Genomic DNA, 17,640 nt, shown 5'->3' on the forward strand with positions numbered 1-17,640 from the left:
CAGCTTTAAATACGACGACGGATCAATACTTAAACAGATGACGCCCAGCAAGAGAGTGGGCTAGCGTAGTGCCGTCAACCATCTCCAACTCTCCGCCGACCGGCACACCATGAGCGATGCGGCTGGCAACAACGCCGTACTGACCACACATTTCGGCGATATAGTTTGCGGTCGCGTCCCCTTCGACTGTCGGGTTAGTCGCGAGGATCACTTCCTGAATGCTTTCGCTTTCAAGACGTTGTTCAAGCCTGCCCAAACCAATGTCATCAGGACCGATGCCGTCCAGCGGGGATAAATGCCCCATCAGCACGAAATAACGCCCTGAAAACTGACCAGTTTGCTCGATAGCGTGAATGTCCGCCGGACTTTCTACCACACAAATCTGACCATTTTCCTTGCGCCTTGGGTTGGCACAAATGGTGCAAATATCCTGCTCGGTAAAGGTCCGGCAATCAGCACAGTGGCCAATTTCGGACATTGCCCGGGTCAGAGACTGCGCCAGCCGCATTCCGCCACTGCGATCGCGCTGCAGCAGCTGGAATGCCATACGTTGCGCTGACTTCGGACCAACGCCCGGCAGGCAGCGTAACGCCTCCATTAATGATTCAAGGAGTGGGCTGGTTTGCATCAGAATGGCATCTTAAAGCCCGGTGGCAACTGCATGCCGCCAGAAACTGCTGCCATTTTCTCTTTCTGCGTTTCATCGATACGACGAGCCGCATCGTTGAATGCTGCAGCGATCAGGTCTTCCAGCATGTCTTTGTCATCTTCAAACAGGCTTGGATCGATCTCAACGCGACGAACGTTGTGCGCTCCGTTGATAGTAATTTTAACCAGACCTGCGCCAGATTCACCGGTAACTTCAATGGTCGCTATCTCAGCTTGTGCCTGCTGCATTTTTTCCTGCATTTGCTGGGCCTGTTTCATCAGGTTACCAATGCCGCCTTTTCCAAACATAATCTTCTCTCTTTGCGTCGGGCCGCGTATGTGCACCATGCTCCTACTGCGGCGGTTAAATGGGGCGAATACTTTCTTCGTCCAGCTCGGCATCAAAGAAACGACGCAGAGTCTGGATATTATTATCCGCGATAATCGACTGACGCGCCTGCGCCAGTTTTTCTTCATAAATTGCCTGCCGCCATTCCAGCGGCGTGCGGGTCGCCAGATTGTCGTCTTCAACCACGCTTAGCGTAATTTGTTGCTCATAAAGCGCTGCCAGTGCGTCTGCCAACGTTTTCTGTGCCGTCGGCGAGTTTAAATGACGCTGCGCCGAACGCAAATGTAGACAGAGGGTAGCCGAATCAGGGCGTTCAAGGAAAGCGTTAAGCGCTAATTGCTGAACCAGTTTCGGAATAGTCAGCTGCTGGATAATCGCCGCCCACTCGTCGCGTTCAATGGCTTCCTCAGCCAGACGCGAGGCCAGCTCAGGCGATTTTTCATGTTCTAACGCGGCGCGCAGAGCCTTGGGAGTAGCGACAGGTTCAGGTGCAGCCTCCGGCTCGTTAACCGTTTTCCAGCGATAGGCTTCTTCCTTGACCGGTACTGCCGGTGCTTTCTTCTGAGCAGTCGCGCCCTTGCGCTCTAGCGAACGCTCGGTAACTGAAGCCAGTCGCTCCAGCACCGCATTTGCCGGCTGCGCTTTTCCAGGCGCGGCCGGCTCAGCTTTTTTTGGGGAAGAGCTTCCCTGCTGCCGATGTAGCTGTGTTCGCGCCTGTAGCAGCTGCGCGGTGGAATCCGGGATAGCAGCTTCTGACTGTGGCGGAGCATGGCGAGACGGCGCTACGGCGGACTGCGGCGCGCTGTTTTGCACTGGCTGCTGTTGCGCAGCGGACGCGCGTGGTGTAGTGATTTCCGGTTCTGCGATCAACACTTTTGGATGAAAGGCCAGCGCGCGCAGCAGAGTCATTTCGACCCCCATGCGTTTGTCTGGCGCAAACGGCAGCTCTTTGCGGCCAATCAGCAAAGTTTGATAATACAGCTGCACGTCGGTTGGCGGAATAACTCGCGCCAACTCACGCAAACGTTGCTCAATTGAAGCGTAATGATTGTCAAGAACCGACGGCAAAAGCTGAACCATGGCGATGCGGTGCAGCAGTGCCAGCGTTTCCACCAGCAAGGTTTCCCAGTCAACACCCCGTGAAGCAGCATGTTCAACCTGCGCCATTACCGTAGCGCCATCTGCACTGACCAGTGCTTCAAGAATCGCCAGCGGCTGCTCGTCGTCGAGCGTTCCGAGCATCTGCGATACGGTTTCGGTAGTAACCTGCCCCTGCCCCATGGCGATCGCCTGATCGGTCAGACTCAGCGCATCGCGCATACTGCCATCGGCAGCACGGGCCAGCAATTGCAGTGCTCGCGCTTCACTGGTGATCTGCTCGGCGTTCAATACCTTATCAAGCTGTTTGCGGATCTGTTCGACGTCCAGCGCCTTAAGATGAAATTGCAGACAGCGCGACAGAATTGTCACCGGCAGCTTTTGCGGATCGGTGGTTGCCAGCAGGAATTTGACGTGCGAAGGCGGTTCTTCAAGCGTTTTCAACAGCGCGTTAAAGCTGTGCCGCGAAAGCATGTGCACTTCGTCAATCAGATAAACTTTGAAACGCCCACGAGCCGGGGCGTACTGCACATTGTCGAGCAATTCACGGGTATCTTCGACTTTGGTTCGCGAGGCGGCGTCTATCTCGATCAGGTCAACAAAGCGCCCTTGCTCGATTTCACGGCAGTTATCGCAAACGCCGCACGGCGTAGAAGTAATGCCGGTTTCGCAGTTCAGGCCTTTGGCCAACAGGCGGGCAATGGAAGTTTTACCCACGCCACGAGTACCAGAGAAAAGATAGGCGTGATGGATCCGCCCCAGCGACAGGCCATTAGCCAGTGCCGTCAGCACATGTTCCTGACCAACAACGTCAGTGAAAGTTTGGGGGCGCCACTTACGGGCAAGAACCTGATAGCTCATTAATACCGGAGAAGTCGAGGGGTCTGTAGCGTTATGTTATCACAGCCTCGCCCGCACGAGCGAGGGCTAGAACAAACGAGTAAATCCAAAGGCATTCGAGTTACAGGTAGGCGGCAACTGCGCGCATCCCCAGAAGCTGACATAAGTCAGTGACTGGGGTGAGCAAAGGCGGCCAACAATCCTGTAGCTTTAAAAGGAAATCCAAAGGCATTCGAGTTACAGGTAGGCGGCAACTGCGCGCATCCCCAGAAGCTGACATAAGTCAGTGACTGGGGTAAGCAAAGGCGGCCAACAATCCTGTAGCTTTAAAAGGAAATCCAAAGGCATTCGAGTTACAGGTAGGCGGCAACTGCGCGCATCCCCAGAAGCTGACATAAGTCAGTGACTGGGGTGAGCAAAGGCGGCCAACAACCCTGTAGCTCGAAGGACGACGGATTTTAGTGGCCGGCGAAGTTAACCAGACAGTAACATTCAACACCCTGGCCGTTAAGACGCTTCTCACCGCCCAGCTCTGGCAGATTGATAATGAATGCCGCGTTGGACACTTCACCGCCGAGACGACGAATCAGCTTGGCGGTAGCTTCGATGGTGCCACCCGTGGCCAGCAGGTCATCGATAACCAGCACTTTATCGCCTGGTTTGATGGCATCGGTGTGAATTTCCAGCTTATCGGTGCCGTATTCCAGCTCGTATTCTTCAACGATAGTTTCACGTGGCAGTTTGCCGGGCTTACGCACGGGCACAAAGCCCACGCCCAGCGCCAGCGCGACAGGTGCGCCAAACAGGAAACCACGTGCTTCGGTGCCGACGACCCTGGTGACACCAGTGTTGCGATAACGCTCTGCCAGAAGGTCAATAGTGGCCTGATAAGCCTCTGGGATCTCTAGCAAACTTGTCACATCACGGAACAGTATGCCCGGCTTTGGATAGTCGGGAATGGTCTTGATACTGTCTTTAATAAACTCAAGCTGCTGTGCAGTAGCGGTCATAACGGTAGCGCTCATAATAAAGTCGATTCATACCCAAATAGCGCCAGCGCGATACAAACCATAACCTTTGCTCCGAATGAATCGGCGTAACAAATGGCAACAGCGAACGAGTCTGACGAGCTATTCAAGAAAATAAGTTGGGGACGACACGCGGTCGAGTCGCCCAAATCTATGCAAAGCTACTTTAAAAAGCAACCCACAGCCGAACATGATCGCCTGTTTTGTTGCTTCAGGTCAACCACTGCGAACTGGTGTTCTCTGATTAGCTGCGCGTAATGCATGCTTTCACACCACGTTTGCCGCATAATCGGCGGAAATAATCGTTTTGGAGAAACTCGGTGAGTACGCAAAGCTTAATGCAATCGCTGGAGCAGCAAATTGAAATTCTGGCGCTGGAGATAGAACCGATCGCCCACGCCACCGCACAGCAGGCGCGCTTTGACGTAACGCTTTTTTCCACTAAAGGCACACGGCTTCGCGAATATCTGCTGGAAGTGCGCACTAATTTCGCTCAGCTACGGCAGGTGGTTGCCGAGAATCGCAGCGCTCAGGTGGCCTACGTCGCAGAACGGCTGGTATCGCAGATAACCGCCCTGCAACGTGAGTTGGCTACCCAAACGCTGCGCACGGCCGACAAACAGAAAGAAGTTCAAAGCAGCGATTACTACAGCAAACTGGTCGAGCATCAGCAGTACGAACGCCGCCTAATAGGCATGATTCAGGATCGCGAAAGCAAGCTGGGCAAGGTAGAAACCTTTAAAGAGCAGCAGCATATCCAGAAAGAACTGGCGGCACTGGAAGGAAGATTGATGCGCTGTCGTCAGGCATTGATTAAAATCGAGCGCAGCATCGAACGTCAGGAACGAGGTTTTTGACGTTCTTATCACAAAATTTGAAAAATACCGTCGTTAGTTGAGTCAAAAACTCTATACTAGTTAACTCGATTACACGCCGTGGTTGGATGCCGTCGTTTATGCAGTAATGACCTTTCGACCAACGCCAAGCTTAAGTGGAACGCTTATGTCCATAGAAAACGCCTCTCCCGAACTACAGCTCGCGGTAGATCTGATCTATCTGCTGGAATGTAACGAAATTGCCCCTGACGTAGCGTTGGCGGCATTGGAGATTGTGAAAAAGGACTATCAGGAAAAGCTTAAAAATCCGGTCGGTAGCCTGTCCATAAGCTACCGATGATTTTGCCTGCGGGTTTAATGTAGACTGACTGCAAGCAGACGACGCTTTTATCTGGCCAATCCTTTTCTCTCGTTTCCTGGCTAGACCGGTTTTTCCTCATCCGGTAGTGTTAGCGGGCGATCGACTATCTGAATTTCATTGCCGTTCTGGTTATGCAGATAAACTTCCAACTGATTGAAAGCGATATTAATGTCGTTTTCATTGCACAGCCTGTCAATTTTTCGGTTCAATTCATCCACAGTCACGTTACGATCGCCCAACTCGCGAACATAAACGCGCAGCTCATGATCCAGCGTACTGGCACCAAAGGTCAGGAAGTAAACCGTCGGGCTAGGATCGCTCATCACCCGCGAACTTTCGCTCGCCGCTTGCAGTAGGATCTCTTTAACCTTATCCAAATCAGATCCATAGGCCACACCAACTTTGATCACCACGCGGGTAACCGTGTCTGTCAGCGACCAGTTAATCAGGCGTTCAGTCACAAATGCCTTGTTGGGGATGATCACTTCTTTGCGGTCGAAATCAGTTATCGTAGTGGCACGGATGCGGATCTTGCTTACGGACCCCGAGTAACTGCCGATGGTCACTGTGTCGCCGATCCGAATCGGGCGCTCAAACAGGATAATCAGACCCGAAACGAAGTTGGCGAAGATCTCCTGCAAGCCGAAGCCCAACCCAACTGACAGTGCAGCCACCAGCCACTGGAGTTTATCCCATGACACGCCCAGCGATCCCAGCGCGGTGATCGCGCCAATCACCGTGATGGTGTAAGTCATAATTGTGGTAATGGCGTAAGAGGTGCCCTGCCGCAGCTGGAGCCTGGAAAGGACCAATACCTCCAGTAAACCCGGCAGGTTGCGCGTGAGCACATAGGCAATGATCACTGCGCCAAAAGCGAGTAACACGCTGCCTAGCGTCACAGTCTGAACGACCACTTTGCCAGCCACGTTCACCGATGAGTGCCACATGGTTATGCTGTCGAGGTAGGAAATAACCGTTAGCAAATCCGACCAAATCAGGTAAAGCACCACTGCAAATACGATAAACAGGGCCATGGTTATCAGACGCAGGGTTTGTTGGTTAATCTGATCCAGCCCCATCGGCGTCTCTTCGACCTGCTCGCTGCCGTCAGCCCCTTCTTTGGAATTCACCACCTGTCGACGCGCCAGCGCACGCCGATAGGCCAGACGCCTTGCCGCTACGCTCAGCCCGCGCAGCGCTACCCGGCTGGTAATGTTCCAGATAATCAGTAGGTAAAGACTTTCCAGCCAGCGACTAGCCAGCCGCAGCGTGGTGTAAAAGTATCCTGCAAACATCAGGCCCATTAAAAATACCGGCGCCAGAGCAATCGCCGTTACAATCACCAGATGCACACTGTGAGCATTTTTCTCGCGCCAGCCTTCGCGGAACATCGGGAACAGCAGCACCGACAGCGTGGCTAACGTCAGTAAAACCACGACCTGGCCAATAGTGTCATCTACCAGACCCAACGGAACTTTCTCACCGCGCACGGTCCAGAAAATCAGCGGCAGCATAGTCAATGACAGGCGTAAAATTGAGCGTCGATAATGCGCGCAGTTTGAGGCAGTCATATTGAAGTGCCGCTCGCTGACGCCCTGTGGTGCCAGCATGCGGTAACAGAATCCCATGACTAGCTGGAATACAGCGATACGCTGGGCCAAAGTCCACAAGAAACCGTTGACGCTAATATCACAGACTGAAAACCAATAACCTACCAGCAGGGTCAGCAATATTCCCGGAGCGACTCTTAATAACAGCAATATCAAAGCCTGCGGCGTGTGCAGCTGAGAGTCACGTTTTAATTGACCTACATCGCTGCTCAACTTCTCGATACGTTGTTTAATCGACTTTCTGCGCCACAGCAAAATCAAAATGACGACCAGCATCGGCACAGTGACGGGAATTGAACGCACCAGGCCCTGCCGCAAATCAATCCAGGTGACTTTTAAGCTCAGACCGCTGACCTGGGATTTAACATCATCGGGCAGCGCTTTCAGAAATTGCCAATCCATGGGCTTGTTGCTGCTTACCCAAAAAATCTGCTGCGTCAGCGTGTCGTTCAATGTTTCGTTAACGCTTAACAGCTGCTGTTGATTAATTTGCAGATTAATCGCCAGCGCCAGCTCATTGCCAAGCTGCTTGTTCAGTTGATCCAGTAAATCACGCCTTGTATCAACGATTTGCTCGAGGGCATCACTGATGTCGTCATTAATAGTTTCTTTACTGTTTTTTACCAGGTTCTGAATATAATCATCCCCCTGGAAAAGCTCGTCACGCTGCTCATTGAGATTGAACTGCTCAAGACGCAAGTCAGCAATTTGCGTTTGGGTGTCGGTCATCAGGTTGGCCGTTGGCTGGGTATTTTGCTGTTGCTGATAAAGAATCCTTGATAGCAGCAAACTTCCTTTCAGCACGCTGATTTCTTCACTCAAGTCATGCTCGGACTGCGACGAACGATCGAGCCAATTTTTAACGGTGATATTCTGCTGTAGCAGTTTGTTACCTTCTTCCGTCGAGGCAATCAGGCGCTGGCTAAGGTCACGGTTAATGCCCAGTTCCTGACTGACCAACGGATCTTTTTGCAAATCGGTGGTGCTGTCTGACGTCTGCGCCTCTTTGGCTGTGCGTTCGGAAAGAGTCAGGCGTTTACCGTTGATAATCTCCTGCAACGTCTGAGTGTAAGCTTCCAACTGAGCAATGTGCGCGTTGATATAGTCGCGCTGTTTCTGATACAGGTCCTGAAGGGTGGTATTGGCTTCAAGGCTGCTACGCTGGAAATCAACTTCCTCATTCAGCAGTGTTTGCTCGGTAGTCAGCATCACTTGTTGAGTAGAACGCAGGTCCTGCTGGTTGGGTGACATACCGTTTAATTGATTACGCACCTGCTCCAGACTTTGCGAATAACTGTACATCGCGCTCTGCGCCCTTTCCGGCTGAGTCTGCAACGAAATAAGCTGGGTATTAAAGGTAGAAAGATTGTTCTGCGATGACTGTAAGTCATTGAGCGTATCAACAAGCTCATTTTCAAGCTCATGCAACGGCATCGCTAATAGCGTGGTTTTGGTGGCAGCATCGGAGGTCTGATTTTGCAGCTTGGCCAGACCGTCGGTGGCCTGACGCAATTTATTGGGTGCGTCGGCCAATTGTTGCCTGAGCTGACTTTGCTGCTGCCTGACTTTATCAAGCGCATCAAGCAGTTCCATCGTGTGGTAGAGATCCTGCTGCGTCAGCTTTTCAGCCGGAGTCAGCGTTTTTTGTCTACCCAGTGCGTCAAGCTGATTCTGTACATCGCTACGAGCAGGAACGTCAAAAGCTCCTGCAGCATCGGCCTGCGGAATCGTTAACATCGCAGCGCAAAAAACCAATGCAATCAGCAGGAATTTGACGAGTCCTGAAAAGGGAGAAACAGATGGGCTGGAGCACAAGCAACGGAAGTCAGCGAATCGGCTAAGCATAGTCAACTTAATTCAATCATAGATGAACAATATTAGCATGCCAGCAGCCCACTGCGTATGAGGTGAATGTGTCTCGAGTCAAGCAAACTTGTAAATCTTTACCAAACTCGACACGACTTGCTGGACATAGTTAATTACTATTAATCAAGCTTGGACATATCCCCAACATCTAGATATAAGTATCAATAAAATGAGTTGACTGATTGCGGAGGCCCAAACCATAACCTTCCATATACAGAGTCTTACGAGCTTCATTAGCGGAACTCATCTCCCCAACAAATTCACAATTGTGAAATATGATTTCCATCAGTGAACGCCGTTTCAAATCGGATATCGTAGTACGCAACAATTACAACAAAATTTCATGCCTTGTGCGCTGTGGATCTTCAGACTTCGTAGGGAGTTTGATTTACATACATTCATAAATGTATGTAACATAGTGCGAATATACTAAAAAATAGCAATGGAATGTAACACCCAGAATCCATTGATTACATTTTGAATATCGGACACTTGAGGTTTATTTATGAACAAAAACAGAGGGCTAACGCCTCTGGCGGTCGTTCTGATGCTAACCGGTGGGTTAGCTCTTACAGGATGTAACGATAAAAAAACCGAACAGGGAGCCCCTAAAGCTCCTGAAGTGGGCGTCGTCACATTAAAAGCCGCGCCGTTGAACGTCACCACAGAACTTCCCGGACGCACCTCAGCCTTTCGCATCGCCGAAGTTCGCCCACAGGTCAGCGGGATCATCCTGAAACGTAATTTCGTTGAAGGCAGTGAAGTGAAGGCTGGAACCTCGCTTTACCAGATTGATCCCGCAACTTATCAGGCAAGCTATGACAGTGCGAAAGGCGATTTGGCCAAGGCCCAGGCCAGCGCACAGATTGCCCGCGTTACGGTGAACCGCTATAAACCCCTTTTAGGCACCAACTACATCAGTAAACAAGATTATGACACCGCGACCTCCACGGCCCTGCAGGCTGATGCCTCAGTCGTAGCGGCCAAGGCGGCGGTAGAGACTGCTCGCATTAATCTTGCCTACACCAAAGTTATCGCCCCGATCAGTGGCCGTATCGGCAAATCGTCCGTTACTGAAGGCGCACTGGTGACCAGCAGTCAGACTGATGCGCTGGCTACCGTGCAGCAGCTTGACCCTATTTATGTCGATGTAACCCAGTCCAGCAATGATTTTCTGCGCTTGAAGCAGGAACTGGCCGACGGGTCGCTGAAACAGGAAGACGGTAAAGCCAAGGTCACGCTGATTCTAGATAATGGTAAACAATTTCAACAACAGGGCACGCTGGAGTTTTCCGATGTGACCGTTGATGAAACCACCGGTTCCATCACTTTACGTGCCGTGTTCCCCAATCCGCAAAATTACCTGCTGCCTGGCATGTTTGTTCGTGCCCGCCTGGATGAAGGGGTAAATAACAATGCCCTGCTGGTTCCTCAGCAAGGTATCACCCGTAATCCTCGTGGCGATGCGACTGCGATGGTTGTCGGCGCCGATAACAAAGTGGAACTTCGTACTGTGACCACTCAGCAAGCCATTGGCGACAAGTGGGTAGTGACAGATGGCCTCAAGCCGGGTGACAAAATCATCGTTACCGGCCTGCAAAAAGTAAAACCCGGCGTTCAGGTAACCGCTCAAGAAGCTGACCAGAACGCGCCAGCAGCAGACGCCACGAAGTCTTAACAGGAGCCGGTTATCAATGGCTAATTTCTTTATACAACGCCCGATATTTGCCTGGGTAATTGCCATCATCATCATGCTGGCCGGGGGTCTGTCGATCCTTAAATTACCTATTGCACAATATCCTACGGTTGCGCCGCCGGCTATCGAGCTGACGGCAAATTACCCTGGCGCCGATGCACAAACGGTACAGGATACAGTCACTCAGGTTATCGAACAGAACATGAACGGTATCGATAACCTGATGTATATGTCATCCACCAGTGACTCCTCTGGTGCGGTACAAATCACCCTGACTTTCACATCCGGTACTGACGCGGATATCGCGCAGGTTCAGGTACAGAACAAACTCCAACTGGCGATGCCGCTGTTGCCGCAAGAAGTGCAGCAACAGGGGATTAGCGTTCAGAAATCGAGCAGTAGCTTCCTGATGGTTGCCGGCTTTGTGTCAGACGGCAACATGACGCAGGACGACATCGCCGATTACGTCGCTTCCAATATTAAAGACCCTATCAGCCGTACCTCGGGCGTCGGTGACGTTCAGCTATTTGGTGCGCAGTATGCGATGCGTATCTGGATGGACCCGAACAAGCTGAACAACTATCAGCTGACTCCGGTTGACGTAATCAGCGCCATTACCGTGCAGAACAACCAGGTAGCCGCGGGTCAGCTGGGCGGAACGCCACCGGTACCGGGCCAACAGCTCAACTCATCGATTGTTGCCCAGACCCGTTTGAAATCGGCAGACGAATTCGGTCAGATCATTCTAAAAGTGAATCCTGACGGCTCGCAGGTGCGCCTGAAAGACGTAGCAGATATCAAACTCGGCGGTGAAAGTTACGACGTTATTGCGCGATTTAACGGCCAGCCGGCAGCCGGGCTGGGGATTAAACTGGCGACCAATGCCAATGCCCTCGACACCTCCTCTGCCGTCAAAGCCGAGCTGGCGAAACTGTCGCCGTTCTTCCCGAGCGGGCTGAAAGTCGTTTATCCCTACGACACCACGCCGTTTGTTAAGATCTCGATTCAGGAAGTAGTAAAAACCCTGATAGAGGCTATCGTGCTGGTATTCCTGGTGATGTATCTGTTCCTGCAAAACTTCCGCGCTACGCTTATCCCGACAATCGCCGTGCCGGTAGTCCTGCTTGGAACATTCGCGATCATCGCCGCGTTTGGCTATTCAATAAATACCCTGACGATGTTTGGGATGGTATTGGCGATAGGGCTATTGGTGGATGACGCCATCGTAGTGGTCGAAAACGTCGAGCGCGTGATGGCCGAGGAAGGTCTGCCGCCGAAAGAGGCGACCATAAAATCTATGGGGCAGATTCAGGGCGCGCTGGTCGGGATTGCCATGGTGCTGTCGGCGGTATTTATCCCGATGGCCTTCTTTGGTGGTTCAACCGGCGTTATCTATCGCCAGTTCTCGATTACTATTGTTTCGGCGATGGTACTGTCAGTGCTGGTAGCCTTGATTCTGACTCCGGCGCTGTGTGCCACCATGCTCAAACCGGTTGCCAAGGGCAGTCACGGTAAAACCTCTGGTTTCTTTGGCTGGTTTAACAAGAAGTTTGAGCAGAGTACTCATCATTACACTGACAGCATCGGCAATATTTTACGCAGTACCGGCCGTTATCTGATCATCTATCTGCTGATTGTCGTCGGCATGGCGTTTCTGTTTATCCGCCTGCCTACCTCCTTCCTGCCGGAAGAGGATCAGGGGGTGTTCCTGACCATGGCGCAGCTGCCAGCCGGGGCTACTCAGGAACGAACAGAGAAGGTGCTTGATGAAGTCACCCACTATTATCTGACCAAAGAAAAAGCCAACGTTAATTCGGTGTTTACTGTTAACGGCTTTGGTTTCGCCGGACGGGGTCAGAACACCGGTATCGCCTTTGTCAGCCTGAAAGACTGGTCCGAGCGCAGCGGTGCCGAGAATAAGGTCGCAGCAATTACTGACCGCGCGATGGGCGAGTTCAGCAAAATCAAAGATGCAATGGTGTTTGCCTTCAACCTGCCAGCGATTGTTGAGCTGGGTACGGCTACCGGCTTTGACTTTGAGCTGGTTGACCAGGCGAACCTTGGGCACGACAAACTCACCCAGGCGCGTAATCAGCTGTTGGGCGAAGTTGCTCAGCATCCAGATTTGCTGTCGGGCGTGCGCCCTAACGGTCTCGAAGATACGCCGCAGTACAAGCTGGAAATCGATCAGGAGAAGGCCACCGCGCTTGGGGTGTCAATCTCCGACATTAATACCACGCTCGGTGCTTCTCTGGGTGGCAGCTATGTGAACGACTTTATCGACCGCGGTCGCGTGAAGAAAGTGTATGTTCAGGGTGATGCAAAATTCCGCATGCTGCCTAAAGACATTGAAAACTGGTATGTTCGCGGCAGTTCGGGGCAAATGGTGCCATTCTCCGCCTTCTCCACCGCCAAATGGGAATACGGTTCTCCACGTCTTGAGCGCTATAATGGGCTGCCGTCGATGGAAATTCTCGGCCAGCCGGTTGAGGGCAAGAGTAGTGGTGAAGCGATGGCAATGATGGAGTCTCTGGCTTCCAAACTGCCAAGCGGCATCGGCTTCGACTGGACCGGTATGTCCTATCAGGAAAGGCTCTCCGGTAACCAGGCCCCATCGCTGTATGCCATCTCGCTGATTGTGGTCTTCCTGTGTCTGGCTGCGCTATACGAGAGCTGGTCGATTCCGTTCTCGGTCATGCTGGTCGTGCCGCTCGGGGTAGTCGGCGCGTTGATTGCGGCTACGGCTCGCGGATTAAGCAACGACGTGTACTTCCAGGTCGGCCTGTTGACCACCATCGGGTTGTCGGCGAAGAACGCCATCTTAATCGTCGAGTTCGCCAAGGACTTGATGGATAAAGAAGGTAAAGGCTTGATAGAGGCAACGCTCGAGGCGGTACGTATGCGTTTACGCCCGATTCTGATGACCTCGCTGGCCTTTATTCTCGGTGTTATGCCGCTGGTAATCAGCACAGGCGCAGGTTCCGGCGCGCAGAACGCAGTAGGTACCGGCGTAATGGGCGGGATGATCACCGCGACTCTGCTGGCTATCTTCTTCGTTCCAGTGTTCTTCGTGGTGGTCCGCCGCCGCTTTGGTAAGAAGGTCGAGGAAACGAGCCATACTCAGCCAACGGAAACACCGCACCACTAACTGAATAAAATTTAGTATCCCCAAGGGTCGCGCAAGCGGCCCTTTTTTTATGCCAAATCTGCCCTGCTCTGCTGTCGATTACTAAAAAACTTTTAATTCATGCTTGATGCGTCGACTTAATACGCGCATAATAATTGTTATAGTATAACATTACATTTTAGGGTTTATTATGAGAGAGAACATTCATCCGGCTTATCGCACCGTGGTTTTTCATGACACCAGCGTTGACGAGTATTTCCATGTGGGATCGACCATAAAGACCGATCGCACCATTGAACTGGAAGGTAAAACCTTCCCGTATGTCACCCTGGATATTTCTTCTGCTTCTCATCCGTACTACACAGGCAAGCAGAAAGAGTTCTCAAAAGAAGGCAGCACTGCACGCTTCCAACAGCGTTTTGGCAGCTTCCTGGGTAAGAAATAAGTTATTTTGGAGAGGTAAATGCAGGTATTGAGTTCGTTGAAATCGGCAAAAAATCGTCATCCCGATTGCCGTATCGTCAAGCGTAAAGGCCGTCTGTATGTGATTTGCAAAAGCAATCCGCGCTTCAAAGCCGTGCAGGGTGGTAAAAAGAAACGCTGATTTCCAGCGTGGATGGAGGCTTGGCCAACCATAAAAAAAGCCCCGTTGCTGCCCAACGGGGCTTTGTTGCATCTTAAAGAAGTGGAAACTTGATGCCTCCCCATTGGCTATTCGCGTTTTGGGGAGGTTAAATATTATTTCATACTGGCGACAATCGACTCCACGTTATGAGTAAAGGCTTTCTCATAGGTCGTTGCTGGTCCCTGTGGGCCAGAAAGTGATTCAGGATACAGCTCACCGCCCGGTTGCGCGCCAGTGGCAGCAGCAATCTGTTTTACCAGACGCGGATCGGTCTGATTCTCGATAAAATAGGTTTTCACCTTCTCGTCTTTAATCTGTGTGATCAATGATGCCACGCCGCTGGCACTGGCCTCGGACTCCGTAGAGAAACCGACCGGAGCCAGGAAGGTCACGCTGTACTCTTTACCGAAATATCCAAAGGCGTCATGGCTGGTCAACACTTTGCGCTTGTTCATCGGGATGCCGCTGAACTCCTGCCTGGCCCAACTATCGAGTTTTTTCAGACTTTCAATGTACGCACCGCCGTGCCGACGGTAGTAATCAGCATCTTCCGGGTTAGCGGCAATCAGTGCATTCATCACATTAGTTGCGTAAATAACGCCGTTAGCCATGCTGTTCCAGGCGTGTGGATCGGTTACCACTTTGCCATCGTCTTTCATCTGACGTGAATCCACGCCCTGCGAGGCAACAATGACTTTGCCGTGATAGCCTGAAGCCGTGATCAGGCGATCCATCCAGCCCTCCATACCCAACCCGCTGACAAACACCAAGTCAGAGGTGGACAGCGTTTTGCTGTCGCGCGGGGCAGGTTCAAAGCTGTGCGGATCGCCATCGGGGCCGACAAGGCTAGTGACTTTGACGTGGTCACCACCGACTTCCTGCACGATATCCCCAAGAATTGAGAAACTGGCAACGGCGTTCACCGTCTTGGCCATCGCCAGCGGGCTCGACAGCAGGGCAGCTACTGACAGAGCAACAGGTAAAAGTTTCATTTCCACTCCTTTATAAGTACTTCTTTTATTGGTACAGCTTAACGTCGCGAGGCAGTCAACATCCCGCCACGCGTTCCAAACAGAACTGAGATAAAGAAAATCACGTTGGCGCTGAGCACAATTGCCGGACCGGCAGGCAGCGAGGCATAGTAAGACCAGATAAGCCCAAACACGCTGGAAATCATGCCGATGAACATGGCAATCAGCAGCGTATGCGGCAGATCACGCCCCCAAAAGCGCGCACTGGCAGCAGGTAGCATCATTAATCCCACCGACATCAGAGTTCCCAAAATCTGGAAACCGGCGACCAGGTTTACTACCACCAATGCCAGGAATATCCCCTGAATCACCGCCAGCCATTTGCCGGAACTCACGCGCAAAAACAGCGCATCAAAAGACTCAATCACTAAAGCGCGATAAATGCAGGCTAGAATCAGCAATGAGACGCTGCTGATTGAACCGACCATCAGTAAAGCATGGGAATCAATCGCCAGAATTGAACCGAATAAAACGTGCAGCAGGTCAACGCTGGAACCCTTGAGGGAAACCAGCGTCACGCCGAGGGCTAGAGATCCGAGATAAAAACCGGCAAAGCTGGCGTCTTCCTTTAGTTGAGTACGGCGGCTAACCACGCCTGAGAGCATCGCAACGGCCAGGCCAGCGATAAATCCCCCGACGCCCATCGCCACCAGCGACATTCCAGAAATCAAATAACCAATGGCCGCACCGGGTAACACCGCATGGCTTAAGGCGTCGCCAACCAGACTCATACGGCGCAATAACAGGAAAACACCCAACGGCGTAGCGCTGATGGACAAAGCCAGACAGGCGATCAGTGCGCGGCGCATAAATCCAAACTGCACGAAAGGATCGACTAATAAATGAAACCACATCATGAAATAACTCTCCGCTGCTCGCTGAACTCGTCGGCCAGGATGCAGGCATGATCGCGATGGGGGAAATGGCACAACACCTCGTCGGCAGTTCCCCAAATATTTTGCTGCTGACTCAAAAACAGCACTTGCGGGAAGTGGCGGGCAACCATGGCAATGTCATGCAGAACGGCGATCACCGTTTTTCCCTGCTCGTGCCACTGGCTTATCACTTTGAGCAACAGTTGAGTGGTCTGACTATCAATGCCAGTAAAGGGCTCATCTAGCATGATAAGCGGTGCCTGCTGGATCAACAGACGAGCAAACAGCGTGCGTTGCAGCTGACCACCGGACAGTTCGCCCACCGCAGAATGGCGCATTTCGGTCATACCCACGGTTTCAAGTGCCTCAAGCACCTGACGCTCAGACTCACGGCTGATACCACCAAACAGGCCACTTTGCGGCCAGCAGCCCATCGCAACGAGGTCAAAAACGCTGATAGGGAACTGGCGATCGAGTTCGGCTTGCTGAGGTAAATAAGCCAGCTGAGGACGTTTATTCTTGTTTGAGGGACCGGTAAAAACGATGCTGCCAGCGATTGGCGGTTGCAGGCCAGCCAACGTTTTCAGGAAGGTAGACTTTCCGGCACCATTGGCACCAATAACGGCAGTCAGGGAACCTGCGGTAATTGTTCCGCTTAATGGCATCGCCACGGCACGGCGTTCATAGCCCACTTCGAGGTTGGAGATGTTTATCATGGTAAAGAGATAGCCCAATAGATCCCTGACCACAAAATTGCCAATAAAATTAAAGCAATAGCACAGCGGGAAAATGCAGAAAGGGTAAAAAGCGTCTTAGTCATAATGGATTGCCCTAGAGATGTTATAATATAACACCATATTTTAAGCGATTTTTCAAGTTAGCAGAGGCAAAACCTTGCGAAAGTGTGGTTAATCGCCTGGCTTCCGATTGAGCTGGCTCGCAAATTTGCGAAATAATGCGATAAAGGGATGTCAGCAAAGCGTAATTAATTATCAACAATACATAAAATCAATTAAAATCAAACAGTTAAAGTAATTAGGAACACTTGTTTTTTTTAGTTTCATTTCCCACTTTGGCAAAAAAATATGCAATAATTCATTTAGACCAGTTTTTGATCAGATAACTCTTATGAAAAAATTGATTCCCCATAACTTTAAGGGGACGAATCCAGGCATTACGGAACTAAAGCAGATAATAGAATCTAATATTGAAGTGATTGAAGTTCCATTAACTGCCGGTTTAAGTTATTACTCGTATAATGCCCGTTATACCCCGGATTCACTAGTCATAACGTCCATTGAGCTATTAAATAATCAATCGTATTCAATGAGTTACGCTTTTGACTGGACCATTTTTAATGGTTGCCTTGACCTAAACTCAGTTGAAAACTCAAATGAGTCAGTATCATTTATCGTTAAACCAGAAGGTTTGGAGTTCGATATAATAGATTTTTCTTCTGCGGGTACTGAGAGTGAATTGTAAGTTTCAGTAATAGGTTTGCACAGTTTCTAAAAATTAGATTATATTTATATTGTGAGTGCATTATTAAGTCACGATTTACATCCTCCGACAAGATAATGACCCGGGTTATCAACAAAGATCCAATCTGGTTCCGTTACTGGCACGCAATATTGAGCACCTTAAAGTTTA

Annotated in this window: 16 protein-coding genes; 7 read left to right on the top strand and 9 right to left on the bottom strand. The window is 51.2% G+C overall.

What is annotated here, in order from left to right; all coding sequences use genetic code 11:
- Positions 1 to 22: 22 nt before the first annotated feature.
- The 4 genes from recR to apt all read right to left on the bottom strand — a co-directional run bounded on the left by recR (position 23) and on the right by apt (position 3,945).
- Entirely contained in the window at positions 23 to 628 is a 606-nt protein-coding gene (gene recR / locus AB3G37_RS19370) for a recombination mediator RecR (RefSeq protein WP_009638435.1), read from the bottom strand.
- On the bottom strand, positions 628 to 957 hold the full coding sequence (locus AB3G37_RS19375) for a YbaB/EbfC family nucleoid-associated protein (protein WP_009638434.1): 330 nt from the start codon (positions 955 to 957) through the stop codon (positions 628 to 630). Before AB3G37_RS19375 ends, recR begins: the two co-directional genes overlap by 1 nt.
- A 55-nt stretch (positions 958 to 1,012) precedes the next feature.
- The gene (gene dnaX, locus AB3G37_RS19380) at positions 1,013 to 2,956 is read right to left on the bottom strand and encodes a DNA polymerase III subunit gamma/tau (protein ID WP_369788825.1); all 1,944 of its coding nucleotides are present in this window, start codon (positions 2,954 to 2,956) and stop codon (positions 1,013 to 1,015) included.
- 437 nt (positions 2,957 to 3,393) lie between these two features.
- Positions 3,394 to 3,945 (bottom strand): adenine phosphoribosyltransferase, encoded by a 552-nt coding sequence (apt, locus tag AB3G37_RS19385; RefSeq protein WP_009639092.1) that lies wholly within the window; start codon positions 3,943 to 3,945, stop codon positions 3,394 to 3,396.
- A gap of 338 nt (positions 3,946 to 4,283) precedes the next feature.
- Between apt and priC the strand changes: the two genes are divergently transcribed.
- A complete protein-coding gene (gene priC / locus AB3G37_RS19390) occupies positions 4,284 to 4,820 on the top strand; it encodes a primosomal replication protein PriC (protein ID WP_369788826.1) in 537 nt (178 codons plus the stop codon).
- Positions 4,821 to 4,965: 145 nt separating this feature from the next.
- On the top strand, positions 4,966 to 5,139 hold the full coding sequence (gene rsmS, locus AB3G37_RS19395; protein WP_009639090.1) for a pleiotropic regulatory protein RsmS: 174 nt from the start codon (positions 4,966 to 4,968) through the stop codon (positions 5,137 to 5,139).
- An 80-nt stretch (positions 5,140 to 5,219) separates the two neighbouring features.
- Here the strand turns inward: rsmS and mscK are convergent, their stop codons facing one another.
- Positions 5,220 to 8,615 carry a mechanosensitive channel MscK gene (gene mscK / locus AB3G37_RS19400; protein ID WP_369788827.1) on the bottom strand — a complete coding sequence of 1,132 codons (3,396 nt, stop codon included), beginning with the start codon at positions 8,613 to 8,615 and terminating at the stop codon, positions 5,220 to 5,222.
- A 169-nt stretch (positions 8,616 to 8,784) separates the two neighbouring features.
- Positions 8,785 to 8,922, bottom strand: coding sequence for a hypothetical protein (locus AB3G37_RS19405; RefSeq protein ID WP_083836294.1), 138 nt, complete (start codon positions 8,920 to 8,922; stop codon positions 8,785 to 8,787).
- Positions 8,923 to 9,141: 219 nt separating this feature from the next.
- Here AB3G37_RS19405 and AB3G37_RS19410 point away from each other — a divergent pair, with 219 nt between their 5' ends.
- From AB3G37_RS19410 to ykgO, 4 genes are all read left to right on the top strand, one after another.
- Positions 9,142 to 10,314 carry an efflux RND transporter periplasmic adaptor subunit gene (locus tag AB3G37_RS19410; RefSeq protein WP_369788828.1) on the top strand — a complete coding sequence of 391 codons (1,173 nt, stop codon included), beginning with the start codon at positions 9,142 to 9,144 and terminating at the stop codon, positions 10,312 to 10,314.
- A 16-nt stretch (positions 10,315 to 10,330) separates the two neighbouring features.
- Positions 10,331 to 13,480 (top strand): multidrug efflux RND transporter permease subunit AcrB, encoded by a 3,150-nt coding sequence (gene acrB / locus AB3G37_RS19415; protein WP_369788829.1) that lies wholly within the window; start codon positions 10,331 to 10,333, stop codon positions 13,478 to 13,480.
- Between the two features lie 169 nt (positions 13,481 to 13,649).
- A complete protein-coding gene (locus AB3G37_RS19420; protein WP_009639086.1) occupies positions 13,650 to 13,904 on the top strand; it encodes a type B 50S ribosomal protein L31 in 255 nt (84 codons plus the stop codon).
- A gap of 18 nt (positions 13,905 to 13,922) precedes the next feature.
- The gene (gene ykgO / locus AB3G37_RS19425; RefSeq protein WP_009639085.1) at positions 13,923 to 14,063 is read left to right on the top strand and encodes a type B 50S ribosomal protein L36; all 141 of its coding nucleotides are present in this window, start codon (positions 13,923 to 13,925) and stop codon (positions 14,061 to 14,063) included.
- A 134-nt stretch (positions 14,064 to 14,197) separates the two neighbouring features.
- On the opposite strand, the gene AB3G37_RS19430 is transcribed toward ykgO, so the two are convergent.
- Genes AB3G37_RS19430 through AB3G37_RS19440 form a run of 3 tightly spaced genes read right to left on the bottom strand, consistent with a single transcriptional unit; the run spans position 14,198 to position 16,706 of the window.
- Positions 14,198 to 15,076 carry a metal ABC transporter substrate-binding protein gene (locus AB3G37_RS19430; protein WP_369788830.1) on the bottom strand — a complete coding sequence of 293 codons (879 nt, stop codon included), beginning with the start codon at positions 15,074 to 15,076 and terminating at the stop codon, positions 14,198 to 14,200.
- 38 nt (positions 15,077 to 15,114) lie between these two features.
- Positions 15,115 to 15,972: a metal ABC transporter permease gene (locus tag AB3G37_RS19435; protein ID WP_009639083.1), complete on the bottom strand. Its 858-nt coding sequence runs from the start codon at positions 15,970 to 15,972 to the stop codon at positions 15,115 to 15,117.
- Entirely contained in the window at positions 15,969 to 16,706 is a 738-nt protein-coding gene (locus AB3G37_RS19440) for a metal ABC transporter ATP-binding protein (RefSeq protein ID WP_369788831.1), read from the bottom strand. The genes AB3G37_RS19435 and AB3G37_RS19440 overlap by 4 nt, the downstream gene beginning before the upstream one ends.
- Positions 16,707 to 17,118: 412 nt before the next feature.
- On the opposite strand from AB3G37_RS19440, the gene AB3G37_RS19445 reads away from it, so the two are divergent.
- The gene (locus AB3G37_RS19445; protein WP_009639081.1) at positions 17,119 to 17,472 is read left to right on the top strand and encodes a hypothetical protein; all 354 of its coding nucleotides are present in this window, start codon (positions 17,119 to 17,121) and stop codon (positions 17,470 to 17,472) included.
- The last annotated feature ends 168 nt before the right edge of the window (positions 17,473 to 17,640 follow it).

Origin of the sequence: Rouxiella sp. WC2420 (assembly GCF_041200025.1) — a bacterium.
In the GTDB taxonomy this organism is placed as follows: Bacteria; Pseudomonadota; Gammaproteobacteria; order Enterobacterales; family Enterobacteriaceae; genus Rouxiella.